The following is a 13255-nucleotide window of genomic DNA, read 5'->3' as shown; positions in this document are numbered from 1 at the left end:
AATTCATGACTTATTCATTTGCCGAAAACACTCCGTTCAAGCTTCCCATTTGTAGAGCCTTAGCTCCTGCATGCCGTGCGTCGCGAGCATTGGAAAGTGCTGTCCGGCTTCCGGTTCTATGGCGATCAGCACGTGCCGTTCGGCTGGACCGGCGTCGTCAGGAACCATCCTCTCCAAGCCCATGACCTCCTCCACCCTGCTCTACGTTGCAGCTTTGTTCTCACCCTTCGCCGCATCCGCCATCCCCGCGAACGAGCTCGCTGCCGAGGCTCGCGCCGAACGACCCCAGCTCAGGCATGACTTCGCCGAGGCGCTGGCGCCCGTCACCGACATGCCCGGTCTTCCACGCGTTCTTCTCATCGGCGACTCAATATCTCTCGGTTACACACCATTCGTGCGCGATTCCCTCCGCGGCGTCGCCAACGTCCATCGCATACCGGACAACGGCGGACCGACGATCCGCGGCCTTGCCTTGCTCGATGAATGGCTCGGGACCACCCGTTGGGACGTGATCCATTTCAACTGGGGCCTTCACGACCTCAAGCGCGTCGAAGGCGGTTATGTGCAGGTACCCATTGCCGATTACGAGCGCAACCTCTGCACGCTGGTCGCCCGACTCAAAGCATCCGGAGCGAAGCTCGTTTTCGCAATGACAACGCCGGTCCCGATCCGTACCAGCAACCGCGTGGAAACCGACGTCGTCGCCTACAACGCGATTGCACTGAAAGTCATGACCGCGGCCAAGGTGCCTGTCGACGATCTGCACGCCTTTGCATTTCCCCGCCTTGCGCAGATCCAGCTTCGCGCCAACGTTCACTTCACGTCGGAAGGCTACCGCGAACTTTCCAAAGCGGTGGTCGCCACCATTCGGACGCAACTCCCCCACCCCTGAACCCGACCCCGTCTTCCCGCGGGAAAGACGGCAAGCCTATCCCATCCGATGAAGCCCCATCTTCTCCATATCATCATCCTGACACAACAACCTCGTCGGGATGCCCTCGGGCATCGACATGGCAAAGATGGAGCCTCTCGTCTGCTTCGTGCTGCACGAGCCTGACGACCCGGATCCCTCCCGTCGCTACAAGATGGCCGTGTACACGATCTACTACCCAAGTGCCGCCGAGCGCCAGGCCCACTGGAATGCCCGCCGGCAACAACCCTTCGACCATCCTGCCCTTCTTCAGCGCCGACGGCCTCACCTGGACCCTCGCCATTCCCTCGCCGAAAAACCCCTGGTTCGATGAGACCGAAGTTCCATTCACCGTGCGCAACAATTTCGAAATCGGCGGACTCTACAAATTCAACGGCATCTATTGCGTCGCCAGCCAGGAGTTGTCGCCCGATGTCTTTCAACCCGATGGAACCGCCGTGCGGCGCACGATGGTCACCCACTGGTCCGGAGACTTCATCCATTGGTCGCAGGACAAGTCCTATTCGTTCCAGCGCTACGGCTACCGCAATGTTCGCGAAACCCTTCACGAGCCCCACGAGCCCGCCTCCGTGTGGAATCGGCGCAATGTCCTGCTCGCTACCTACGGCCTCTGGCATGGCGCTGCAGCCACCGTCGAGCGACGCCTCGATCTTGGTTTCCTCATAAGCAACGACGGCGTGCACTTCCGCGAGCCCGTGGCGGATCATGTGTTTATTCCCGCAGGCGGCGATACCGACTGGGACGCCCGCGGCCTGCTCAACGGCCAGGGCTTTGAGAATGTTGGCGAACAGACCTACGTCTACCATGGCTCGTGGGACGTCTCAGGTGGAATCCGTCAGCCCGGTGCCGTGGGCGTCGCGATTTTCCCCCGCGACCGGTTTGCCGCACTTTTGCTCCGCGACCCCATCCCTGCCGGCGGCCAGTTCACATCACAACCTCTGACCAATTCCAGTCCCGCTGAGCTCAAACTAAATGTCGATGGCCTCTCGGAGACTGCAAACCTCCGCGTGGAGCTCATCGACAAGTTCGGCGCACCCATCCCGGGCTATGCCGGTTCTGCCGCCGCCATCGTGACCACATCCGGCCTGAACGTGCGGGTTGCCTGGCCCGGTGGCGCCGTGATCCGGTGTCCCAATCAGGCCTACCGCCTCCGAATTCACTTCACCGGTATCGACGCCCCGCGCATCCGATTCTACGCCGCCTATCTGGAATGAGTCCATCTCGGCCCCTGCCCTTCACGCAGGTGAAGTCTGGATGATTTCTGAATCCAGGCTATGCCCACCTCCTGGATGCGTCATTCCGTGAACCACAGCGAATAGAGTCGGGCACCGTGGAGGCGAATCACAAGGCGCACGGGCTGACCCGCAAACGCTGACAGGTCTGCCCCGCGGTCGAGCCATTCGACGGTATAGCGAAGTTCGTTGCCATTGACGTAAACGCAGTCGTCCGCGTCGTAGCCCTTGATCGGCATCCCGTCGCCGTGCAGCAATCCCACCTGGATGAAGCCCGATGCTCCGGTATCGACATTGAGCACCAGCTTTTGCCCGGTGAATGTGAACGGCCGGCTGGTGAGCACGCCGGTTTCGTCGTAGGCCGCCTCGGCTGCGACGAACCGGTCGAGCCGCTGGACCGTGCGGAAAATGCCCCGGCGGCCATGGCTGCCGAAGGGCGAATGGTACTCCTCGCTGTTGAAGGAATACATCCAGATCTCGTCGCCTCGCCGCACCATGCCCTGCCCCATGTAATTCTGATGGATGTCGAAGCCGTCAACCATGCCTACGTTCTGCCACACCGGACGCGGGTGGCGTTTCCAATTCAGCCCATCGCGGCTCGTCATGAGCTGCGTTTCAATCGGGCCTGATCCACGGCCGTGCGATTTTTCACCGAGAATGCTTCGCGTGGCAGGCTTCGTCTCCGCGTAATGGTAATAAATGCACGGGAACGCGAGGTAGACATCCGGCGCCCAAGGATACTTGACCGCCTTCGGGACGTAGAGATCAACCCCGGGGGAATCAAAGCCGTCGCGCGGTTCAAAGATGAACGGGTACTCGGCGCCCAGGCCCCCGGGCGTCAACGGACCATTGTCAAAGTAGAATGGCTGCATGGGATTCAGGCGCGTCGTGGCGGCGATCCGGTCGTAGTCCTCGCCCGTCAGCGGATGGAACGGCCAGGGAGTCCTGAGGCTGCTGACCATCGTTCCCACGAAGCGTCGTTCAGTCCTTCCAAAAGTGTTTCGCCCCATGTCCGTCCGGTGGTAGCCAATGTATTCACCGCGCTGATCGTCGTAGAACATGTTCGTCTGCGAGGCGGATCGGGCCGAAAGCGCCGCGGTCGGGCTTCGCTTCCAGACAAAGCCATCAGGCGACACCGCGAGGAAGATGCCATGCCATTCGTCCCCGCTCACCAATTTCCACCGTTCCGCCGGCGGGGCGAGTGGGTCGAGGAACACAGACGGCGTGCCGGCCGAAAACGACGTCGCAATATTGGGGTTCTCCTTCGTGCCGTTCGGCAACGACGGCGTCTCGAAATGCATGCCGTCCCTTGAGACAAACACGCCCAGTTGGTCCTCCTTGCCAATCGGGGCGTACAGGCGGATGCCGTTCGCGCCGTCGTCGACCGTGACCATGTGTTTGCGGAACGATCCTTTGACTTCAAAGACCAGGTCTTCACGGAGTGGTGGAGTCGGCACGAACCTGACCTGCTTGTGCATCGGGAAAAGTGCATCGTCGACGAACAGGTATTTGCGCGAACCAAGCTCCGTCACCGTACCGCCTGGAGCGGTGTCAGCGAACAAGAGAGGCTGCGTAATCGTGGGAGCGACTGCGGGCGCGCCGAGGTTCGGGTTCGGCACAAGGCTGGAAGGCGGCGTGAAAGCCGCAGTGTACACCTGGCCGCGGGAAACCCGGAGCTCGTCGAGCGCACCCGGCAGCGGCGATTCCCAGCGGGCGTCGCGCCCCAGGCTGAAGTAGGCTTCGGCGCCGATCGCCAGCGCCTGCAGCCGGACTGGCAGCGGAGCGCCGACCGCGCGGCCGTCGACATAGTGGCTGAGTTTCTGCGTTTCCGCATTGTACACGAAAGCCAGGTGAGCCCACGCGCCGGCTTTCTTCAACGCCTCCGCATCGGAGGGAATGTCCAACTTCACCGCCGCCGGCTGATTGATGAAGGTGAAGCCGCTCCTATCCGACTTCAGCCGAAGTGCTGTCACATGGTCGTTTTCTCCGCGCGGGCCTTCGCCAATTTCAAACACCACGCCGTCCGCATTCAACCCGGTGCCAGCGGATGGCTGGAGCCAGAATTCCACAGTCCAGTCAAACGCTCCGAGATTGAGTCCTGTCTCGGTGGGATTCGGGGCCGGCTTCTCCTTGCGCAGGTGATTCTCCCCCATGGTCATCAAGGCGGTGAAGCGCGCGTTCATCCAGCTGAGCGGAGGAACCGTGCGGCCGGCAGGCGTGGCCAGTTGCATCAACCCAAACAGGACGCCTTCCGTATCAGCCGTCGCTGCGACTTCACCCTTGTGCTGAGCAAACGCCTCACGGGAAACCCTCCCGGGCGACAGCGGCTGCTCGATCGTTGACAAGGCGCGACCAAACCGGCCGGGCACGATGCTCCCCCCCGGCCCAAGCGCGAGAAAGTATTCATGATGGCCCTGGTCGGCCAGCGCGCTGCTGGGATAAAGGCCCAACGGCTCGTCGAAAGCCCAGAGGGCGACAGTCTCGGCGGCACGGATCGAAATCGCCGCGCCTGCGAACAACAGGACGACGAGAGCACGGAACGGACGGGCGAGCATGTGACTGGACATCATTTTTTCTGGATTCAGGATGGGTCGTGGGTGATTCAGCTCGCAAGAGTTCGCGGGCACACAGGCAAAGTCATCGCGGCAGGTTCCTTTGCAGAACACACGATCGTCGGTAAACCGCATCGTTTAGTAGTATTGGCCGATCGACGTGGCGCTGTTTGGATCGACCTTCTGGCTCCAGTGCAGCGCGCGGGCAGGAACGAAATTCGGATTGATGGTCATCTCCTGTGCCCCGACATCCTTTCGCCACTGCCGCAGACGAGCCCAAAGCTGCTGGACAAGATCGGGCATTCTTTCGGCGAGGTCGTTGCGCTCGGCGGCATCCTCCTCGACGTTGAACAACGACACCGGGTGCGGCTCGCCGGTGAGCGAGCGTTCATACCACTCGATCAGCTTGTAATCGCCAACCCGGATCGCGCCGGAAGGTTGGTAATTGAAGCGGTGGTAGTGCGGATAGTGCCAGAAAAGCGCGTCGCGTGACGGTGCTCGACGCTCGCGCAGAAGGGGAACGAGGCTGACACCATCAACTTTTTCCGGGAACGAGGTGACGCCGGCGATTTCAGCGAAAGTCGGGAAGAAATCGCAGCCGATCACCGGCACATCGGAGATTGTGCCTGGCTTCACGACGCCGGGCCATCGGATCGCCATGGGCACACGCACGCCGCCTTCGTAGAGCATCGACTTGCCGCCGCGAAGCGGCTCCTGCGACTGCAGCTTGTCGTAGCCGCCGTTGTCCGAGAAAAAGACGACCACGGTGTGATCGGACAGACCGAGTTCGTCGAGCTTCCTGAGAAGAACGCCGATGCCGGTGTCCATGCGCTCAATCATCGCGCCCATGATCGAATTGTTGACCGCCAGGTCGGAGTCCTGCTTTTCGCGATATTTGTAGATGAGGCCGGCGTGCTCCATGATCGGCCTGTGGACGACGTTGTGGGCAACGTAGCAGAAGAACGGCCGCTCACGATTCGCCTCAAGGAACCTGACAGCCTCGTTCGTGATCTCGACGACATGATGCGCATCGTTGTTCGGGTTTGAGTCCTGCTCCGGCTTGACGGTCAGGTGCTCGACGTCGAAACCCTGCGAAGCCGGCTCGCCCGGGCGGCCCGGCGCGTAGTTGTAGTCCCTCGCCAGGTGCCATTTTCCGATCATCGCCGAAACGTAGCCCTTCGGCCTCAGCATCTCGGGGATCGTTATCTCGGACAGCGGGAGCATTTTCTCCTCGTCCGGCCCCAGCAGCCTGGCCCACGGGTATGGGTCGCCCGGAATGTATTCCGTCAGGTGAATCCGCGCCGGATAGCGGCCGGTCAGGATCGCGGCGCGCGATGGCGTGCAGATGGGCGCGGCGCAGTATGCGCGAGTGAAGCGGATGCCTTCACGCGCAATGCGGTCGATGTTCGGAGTTTCATAAAACTTCGAGCCGCCATAACCGGTCTGGTTCCAACCCATGTCATCGGCCAGTATGAAAAGGAAATTTGTGGGTTTTGCGGGTGCCGCCGAGCACGCACTGGCCGGGATGCCCAGCGCGATGATGGCCAGGAAAGCGACCGGAATTCGACCAGGGACAGGCAGCTTGTGGCGCGTCTGCATGGCAGGGCTCCCAATCAGGGCGTTTTCGGCGCCGGACCCGCTGCCACGTCGTTCAGATTGAAGATGGCTTCCGGCACCCTTTCGTCTCCGGAGGGAAAATCTTCGCCCGGCGATTTCGGATCGCGCAGCGTGGGATGCTCATTGAACGGACCGGTGCGGAATGACAGGCGCTCGAGCGAGGGCACCGGATCGAGGATCTCCGCCCCGCTGAGCAGCGGCTGGTGGTCGATCACCACATCGAAGGAATCCTTCCCGACATCGAAGCGGAGCTCCACATCGACCCAGGCATTGCGCACGTAACGTGTGAGCACAGCCGTCTCAAGCATACCACTCGACATCGTCGTAATCCGGCCCTGCTCGTCGAAGGTCAGCCGGATCGGAGCGTTGCCATGGCGATCGTTCAGTTCGATTTCCAGCCGCCCGTGGTCGGACTGATGCGGGTAAACCTTGAATCGCACAACGCCCCGCTTGGTTTCGGGAAAGACTCTGACTGCGCGCGCGTAGTCGGCGGGATCGGCGTCGCTCAGCTGCAGGCTGCGGTCGCTCTTGTCCGGCAAATCGGCAAGCGTGACCGGCACCCACTTCGGGCTGTGAAGATTCCACGGCAGGTCCTCAAGGGTGCCGCTGTCAAAGGTGTCATGGACCGGTTGCGTGACGGTGCCGGTGACGGGCACGGGCACGCGGGCCACCCAGATGTCCTCCTTGTTCATGCTGTACGTGACCCAGAAACCTTCTCCGGGAGGCCTGCCGTTTCCCTCGGCAATCGCGCGGTTGTATTGCGCACCAAAGGCCTTGTCCAAGCCGTTGTAGCGGCGCAGGGGAATGTCGTGTTGGTCTCGTTCCAACCGTTGTGCCGGCTGTAGCGGAGGAAATAGATCGGCCCGAACGATCCGTCCGCATGCACTTCGCGCACGACTCGCCCTATGCCGCGTCCGTCGTTCGGACGGTTGGGAAGTCCGTAGAAGCCGAGGACAAACAGCCGGTTGCTGGGCGAAACAAAAAAGCCCATGCGCTGGTGCATCTGGGCCATGTCGTCGTTCGGCATCCTGTAGAAAGGAAACACTTCGACCGGTTTGTCCCAATGCACGCCGTCAGCGGACGACATCAGCAGGCTGTGAATGGGGCCCTTGTTCTCATGGAACGGCGAACTCAGGTACTCGATGTAGAAGCGGCTGTCCCAGTAAGCCATCATCGGCGCGTGGTTGTAGGTGTAGCCGTAGCCGTCGGATGATTCCGGATGGGCGCGATTGGCCCGGAAAGCCTGCCAGTTCTTCGCACCGACGGCATAACGCAGCGCGCCATCATGACTGGCGTCGACTCGTTCACCGCCCGTGTAACGGACCGGCTCCAGCGCTGTTCCTGCATCTTCAGCCGGCAGGCAAGTCTGGATCGCAGTCGCCACCGCAATACCGCGCAACACCATGGAGAGTCGGGCCATTTGCATGCAGCCACCTAATTTCATTTCAGACTTGAAGATCTTATTCGTTTCATTCCCCGAGCAACGTATCGGGAAACGAACATCCGATGCTAATTGAGACGTGAAACGCATCAAATCAAGTTCAAAAACACATGCACTATTTCATCATTGTTTCACCACTGAGATCATACACTCAATTGACCTGTCCAGCCTCGATTCGAGGAATTTGCTTCGAGCCGTTTGGGACGGCGCGCCGGAACTATGTCATGAGCCGGGCGGCATCCAATGATTCAACTAATCGGGCGAGTGCATCGGTCCCGCCGACATTGCCGGGGAATATGACATAGGGTAGGCCGGGCCACTTGCTTTCCTCCCCGGGACGCCACACGGGCACTCCCGGAATTGCCTGACCCAGCACGGTGGCCCGGCGGATGCCCAGGGCCTTCGTCGCGATGTCGCTCGATGTGATGCCGCCTTTCGCAATCAGCCATCGCGGGCGCACACCGATTCCCCGCACAATCCGCACCAGGCTCGAGGAAACGCGCTCGCCAATCGACAGATTCTCCGAGGCGTCACGTCCAGTCGCAAGGCGGCGACTCGTGTACAGCGCGACGCTTCGGCCCGCGGTGAGAAATTCATCCACCCTTTGCAAACATCGCGCGATTTCGTTTTCGCACCGCTCATCGCTGAGCAGGTCGTCGACGGAGACTTCGATCTTTGCCAGATTCAGGCACCGGGTTGCAAGCGCATCAAGTTGCGCGGAGGTCCTGCCGACATACGACCCGGCCACAAGCAGTCCTCCGGTTTTCCCGCTCGAGTCCGAGAGTTCACCAGCGGTGAGCAGTGGCCGTTTGGAAATGCCTGCATAGGCCGCCACAAAGTCAGCGGCAGTGCGGAACAGGAAACGCCGCCCGGAGCGCTCGACGTCGACGAGAGCCTGAGTCAGAACCGCCAGGTCCGCTGGAGCAGCGGCATTGACAATCACAGCGCCGCGGTGCGGAACGCTGAGCAGCCTTTGGCCCACGCGAGCGGCCCCGCGCAAGCGAAGGTCCTCGATGGAGATCGAAACGACATCCGCCGCCCGGTGCCGCCCCGCAGTCTTCTCCTCAATCCACTCTCGGAGATTGGATGACCGGAAACCAAACGACTTGTCCCTGGCGAATTCAGTTTCGCCCACCGACGTCAGCGCGTCGCGGTCGACATCGGCGACATAATGAACGTCTCCGATCGTCAGCCTCCCGCCGGCGAAAAAGGCGGGTATGATCAGCGTGGCGTCCCAGACAATCCCAAGCCCCTCCGCCAGGGCATCGGTTTCAGCCGGATAGTGCCCTCGCAGTGTGGAGTCTCCGCGACTCAGCACCGAATAGCTGCGCCCCACATTCCGTGAAGCCTGCGCCAGCCTGCGGCCTATCTCCCGGTTGATCCGGCAGGCATGCTCCACCGGAAACGCCCGGGAATTCGTCAGGATGAAGAAACAGGGCTCAGGCCCGCTCAGCGCCTGCTCGAGCGCGTCAGTCTCCCAGGTTGTCAGGACAGGCACGCCATGAACCGTCTGCGTTCCCGTCGGGTCATCGTCCAACACGACAAGTTTCGCCACCGCGGCAACCGGCACGGCGTCGGCGGCGGGAGGCAGAGTCGCAAGGGTTCTGGACAGGGAGAGCGTGGTCATGAATGGAAAATATGTCGGTTCGGACACGATGTCGCGTCGATCCGAGGATCATGGAAGAATGGGAGCTTTGCGCGATCGAATTTCACTTTATGGATCAAGTGACCGGAGGATTGCCTGAAGCTCCGCGGGAGTCTCCGCTGGGGGCGAGTTTCTGGATTTCAACCACCCCTCACCCAGTCCCGCCAACCCATGCCATGCGAGTCATCATGAAAACCTGTCACTCCTGCTCCATCGTCGTGCACGCGCTTGCCGTGCTTGCAGCCGCCTGTCTTTCAACCCGGATCCTGGCCTGCGACACCTGGGTCGCACTGGGCAACTCCACGCGCGACGGTTCGGTCATCATGGCCAAGAACAGCGATCGAAAGATCACGGAGGCCCAGCCGCTCGTCTACTTTCCACGCACCCGCCATCCCGAGGGTTCGATGGTCAAGTGCACCGACCGGTCGATCCCGCAGGTCGCTGAAACCTATGAGCACATTGGCTCCCAGCTTTCCTGGACATTCGGCTACGAGCACGGGCTCAACGAATGGGGTGTGGCCATTGGCAATGAGGCCATCAAGTCGAAGGTTCCTCCGGCCAATGCGGGGCTCATCGGCATGGATCTGATTCGACTGGCGCTCGAGCGCGGCAGGACCGCCTACGAGGCGATGCATGTGATCATCGACCACCTCGAGCTCCAGGGCCGGGGCAGCAACTCGTTCATCGTGGCTGATCCCAGCAGTGCCTGGGTGCTCGAGACCGCGGGAAAATACTGGGCCGCTAAGAAGGTCACCGACGTCTACGCCATCTCCAACATCTACACCATCGAGCGCGACTTCGATGAGGCGCATCCCGACCTCATCAAGCACGCCATCGCGCAGGGATGGTGCTCCTCGGAGGAGACATTCAATTTCTCCCGCTGCTACACGCGCGCCGACAAGGACTATTCCGCGGCGCACAATCGCGCGTGCCAGGTCTCCTCGCTCCTCCACAAACACAAGGGCAGCATCACCGTGGAACTCGTCATGAACGAGATCAACCGCAGTCATCACGAGGGCACCATTGAGGCGCCCAAGTGGTCGCCGAACGACGGTTGGTTCTCCACGGTGTGCATGCACAACGGACCCAATCACGGGCGCACCTCCGCCAGCATGGTGGCCCACCTCAGAAAGGACAACCCGCCGCTGCTCCGCTCCGTCTATTGGGCATCCTTCAGTTCGCCCTGCGTCAATGTCTTCAAGCCGTTCTACTTCGCCGGACGCACCGTCCCCGAGAGCTACGGCATCGGCAAGGACATCTACAACGCCGAGTCACCCTGGTGGTGGGCGGAGAGGGTCAAGCGCCAGTGCGACCTGAACTACAACAAGCTCGCTCCACTGGCGGCTGCCGTATTCCGCGAAACCGAGCAGTGGGAGCTCGCAAAATCGCGGCGGATTGAAAATGAGGTCACACGGCTGAGCCTCGCGAATCGCGAGGACGAGGCGAGACAGCTCCTGCGCGACTTCAGCCGCGAGTGCTGCGCCAGAATTGAAAAGGAGTACGCCCAGCTTCACGCCTTGCTCGACGCCAAGATTCTCGAATTTGGCGTCGACTACCTGCAGATCGACGCGCTTCGCGAAGCCAGCAAGACAAACGCACTTGTACTGCCGGGCCTGTAGAATTGGAAGGACATCAACCGCACCGCTCCGAATTCATGGCCATGACCCATGTGCCTGGAAGGCTGGCTCAACTTGCACTTTTCGCGGCCGCGCTTCTCGCGGGCGGCGTCCAGATGCCCGGCGAATTGTCGAATCACGGGGCCGAGCATCGACTGCCTCTCTCGTTGCCCCCCGAAATCTGGACATGGAACACCGGATCGCCTGGCTCCGACGCTTACAAGGCGTCGCTGGACATGATTGCCGACCAGTCGAACTTCGGATTTCTCACCACCAAGTCACCGCGAGATGTTACAACCCCGGAGGCGCATGCCCACGTCAAGCGTGTCGTCGAGTACGCCCACAGCCGCGGCATCCGGCTGGCCGTGGATCTCGATGTCCGGCGCGCACGGCTGGCGTTTCAGAAACTTCATCCTGACCAGCAGCAATGGATGCTTCGCATCCGATCATTTCCCCTCAAGGGGAGCGATCCCATCCGCGTCGAAATCGCCTCCTCGCGGCTGAGCGACCACACGGGCGAGCAGGCGCTGCTCAGCGGACGCCTGGTGCGGGTCTGGCGCGCGACCGGCCCGCGGAAGAACCTGGCATCGGATCTCGAGGAGCTGAAGAGCGGAGTCCGCGTTGTGGAGGAATCGAAGGAGCGCATCGTCGTGGAGGTTTCCTCGGACGCAGAAGAGGTGATCGTCGCGGCGGCCTTCGAATACCGGACCCCGGACGTGTTTTCCCCGGCGCTGATCCCGTTCCAGAAGCAGATCCTCGAGCAGTACCGTGACACCGGCATGGATGGCGCCATGAAGGACGAGTGGGGCTTTCCCCCTGTGTACAATCACGGCGCGAAGGACGGGGACTTCTGGTATTCCGACAACATCGCTGCCGCGTATGCGAAGGCCGGAGGCGGCGAATTCGTGCGCGACTGCGTACTCATGACACTCGGGATTGGCGGCGCACGCGACAAGCGGCTCACGGCGGTGAACCGCTACATGCGCCTGGTGCTCACGGAAAACGGTCGCATCGAGGACAGCTTCTATCGGGAAACGAAGCGCCAGTTTGGGTCCGGCGCGTTTGTCGTCGTGCATGCGACATGGGGGCACATGCCCTTTGGAGACGCCTTCAAGAACGGTTACAGTTGGTGGCAGGCAACGCGGGACTACGGTCAGACCGATGAGCAATGGCCGCTGCCCATTCGGACGTCTCTCGCCAAAAAGATGGGGGGCCCCGTGTGGTACAATCAGTTTCACGAGAGACGGTATCCCGAGTCGATCTACTGGGAAATCTGGAGGGACGCGCGCGCAGGCGGGCGGGTGAATTTCCTCACTCCCAGGTGGCTGCTGGAAGACAAGGCCGCCATGAGGGCGGAGAGCCGGGTTCGGCTTTTGAACTATGTCTCGAAGACCCCCCTGGACTGTCCCGTCGCCGTGGTCTTCGGCCACGCTGCCGCGGTGAACTGGGTGGGGCCGCACTTCGGTGACCTGGGCGTGGACTTTGCCGAGGATCTCTGGGCTCGCGGCGTGCGGGCCGACGTGATTCCGTCGACTGAGATCCAGACCGGTGCATTGAAGATTGATCCGGACGGCATGGTCAGTTTCGGCGTCCAGAAATACCAGGCGCTCGTGTTCCTGAATCCTGAATACGAGCCCGACAGCAGCATCGACTTCCTCAGGAAAGTGAGCCGATCGAACAGCCAGCTCTTCATCCGCGGGCACCGCACCCTGACGTTCGATGGCGTGCCAAGGAGCGAAAGCGATACGCTCGTCGATGGTGCCGGTTCCGATCCAACACCCTCGCGCGTGGTGCAGTTCCTTACAAAGTCACACTCTGCCCCGATGGCTCCCTACCGGGTGGAGGTTGCTCCACTCGCGGACCAGTCGATGCTCACCGACGGCACGACTTTCCTGGCGCGGGGAGAGCAGAATCCCGCAGGCGATCCGATCGACGCGACCTTCTATTGCGGCACTTTCCGCGTCAAGGCGAAGGCCACCGGAGTATTCGCCATCAAGCTGTCAAAGAACGGGGACCTGGAAAGTCTGGCCGCCTCGGACTTGCGCTTTGTGGAGGCCGGAAACTTCCGGCTGGAATTGACCGAGCCGGTGGACCTGGCGCTATGGCGCGAGAACGGGCGCCTGCGCGGTGTGATTCAAGGAATTTCCGTCCCTCCGCCTGCGCTTTTGGCGCTCACGCATGACTGGGCCTTGCTTCAGAATGTCCAACCGAAATAAACCCG

General features: G+C 61.4%; 9 protein-coding genes. 4 read left to right on the top strand and 5 right to left on the bottom strand.

The annotated features are described in order from the left end of the window. Positions 1-181 precede the first annotated feature (181 nt). Both HS122_12630 and HS122_12625 read left to right on the top strand, forming a co-directional pair. The gene (locus HS122_12630) at positions 182-892 is read left to right on the top strand and encodes an SGNH/GDSL hydrolase family protein (protein ID MBE7539244.1); all 711 of its coding nucleotides are present in this window, start codon (positions 182-184) and stop codon (positions 890-892) included. Between the two features lie 248 nt (positions 893-1140). Then, positions 1141-2145, top strand: coding sequence for a hypothetical protein (locus HS122_12625; GenBank protein MBE7539243.1), 1005 nt, complete (start codon positions 1141-1143; stop codon positions 2143-2145). An 80-nt stretch (positions 2146-2225) separates the two neighbouring features. Here the strand turns inward: HS122_12625 and HS122_12620 are convergent, their stop codons facing one another. From HS122_12620 to HS122_12600, 5 genes are all read right to left on the bottom strand, one after another. Beyond that, on the bottom strand, positions 2226-4733 hold the full coding sequence (locus HS122_12620; GenBank protein ID MBE7539242.1) for a LamG domain-containing protein: 2508 nt from the start codon (positions 4731-4733) through the stop codon (positions 2226-2228). Positions 4734-4853: 120 nt separating this feature from the next. Then, positions 4854-6314: a sulfatase gene (locus HS122_12615; GenBank protein MBE7539241.1), complete on the bottom strand. Its 1461-nt coding sequence runs from the start codon at positions 6312-6314 to the stop codon at positions 4854-4856. Between the two features lie 14 nt (positions 6315-6328). Continuing rightward, entirely contained in the window at positions 6329-7024 is a 696-nt protein-coding gene (locus tag HS122_12610) for a hypothetical protein (GenBank protein MBE7539240.1), read from the bottom strand. Further along, a complete protein-coding gene (locus tag HS122_12605; protein ID MBE7539239.1) occupies positions 7021-7863 on the bottom strand; it encodes a hypothetical protein in 843 nt (280 codons plus the stop codon). The genes HS122_12610 and HS122_12605 overlap by 4 nt, the downstream gene beginning before the upstream one ends. A gap of 127 nt (positions 7864-7990) precedes the next feature. After that, positions 7991-9400 (bottom strand): hypothetical protein, encoded by a 1410-nt coding sequence (locus tag HS122_12600; protein MBE7539238.1) that lies wholly within the window; start codon positions 9398-9400, stop codon positions 7991-7993. A 206-nt stretch (positions 9401-9606) separates the two neighbouring features. On the opposite strand from HS122_12600, the gene HS122_12595 reads away from it, so the two are divergent. Continuing rightward, positions 9607-11037: a C69 family dipeptidase gene (locus HS122_12595; GenBank protein ID MBE7539237.1), complete on the top strand. Its 1431-nt coding sequence runs from the start codon at positions 9607-9609 to the stop codon at positions 11035-11037. A gap of 35 nt (positions 11038-11072) precedes the next feature. Further along, positions 11073-13250 (top strand): hypothetical protein, encoded by a 2178-nt coding sequence (locus HS122_12590; protein MBE7539236.1) that lies wholly within the window; start codon positions 11073-11075, stop codon positions 13248-13250. The last annotated feature ends 5 nt before the right edge of the window (positions 13251-13255 follow it).

The organism is Opitutaceae bacterium (genome assembly GCA_015075305.1).
In the GTDB taxonomy this organism is placed as follows: Bacteria; Verrucomicrobiota; Verrucomicrobiia; order Opitutales; family Opitutaceae; genus UBA6669.
This window is presented reverse-complemented; position numbering and strand designations above follow the sequence as displayed.

Coding starts and splice junctions, on each gene's coding strand:
- HS122_12630 (MBE7539244.1), top strand. CDS start 182: ATGACCTCCTCCACCCTGCTCTACGTTGCAGCTTTGTTCTCACCCTTC.
- HS122_12625 (MBE7539243.1), top strand. CDS start 1,141: ATGCCCGCCGGCAACAACCCTTCGACCATCCTGCCCTTCTTCAGCGCC.
- HS122_12620 (MBE7539242.1), bottom strand. CDS start 4,733: ATGATGTCCAGTCACATGCTCGCCCGTCCGTTCCGTGCTCTCGTCGTC.
- HS122_12615 (MBE7539241.1), bottom strand. CDS start 6,314: ATGCAGACGCGCCACAAGCTGCCTGTCCCTGGTCGAATTCCGGTCGCT.
- HS122_12610 (MBE7539240.1), bottom strand. CDS start 7,024: ATGAACAAGGAGGACATCTGGGTGGCCCGCGTGCCCGTGCCCGTCACC.
- HS122_12605 (MBE7539239.1), bottom strand. CDS start 7,863: ATGCGTTTCACGTCTCAATTAGCATCGGATGTTCGTTTCCCGATACGT.
- HS122_12600 (MBE7539238.1), bottom strand. CDS start 9,400: ATGACCACGCTCTCCCTGTCCAGAACCCTTGCGACTCTGCCTCCCGCC.
- HS122_12595 (MBE7539237.1), top strand. CDS start 9,607: ATGAAAACCTGTCACTCCTGCTCCATCGTCGTGCACGCGCTTGCCGTG.
- HS122_12590 (MBE7539236.1), top strand. CDS start 11,073: ATGGCCATGACCCATGTGCCTGGAAGGCTGGCTCAACTTGCACTTTTC.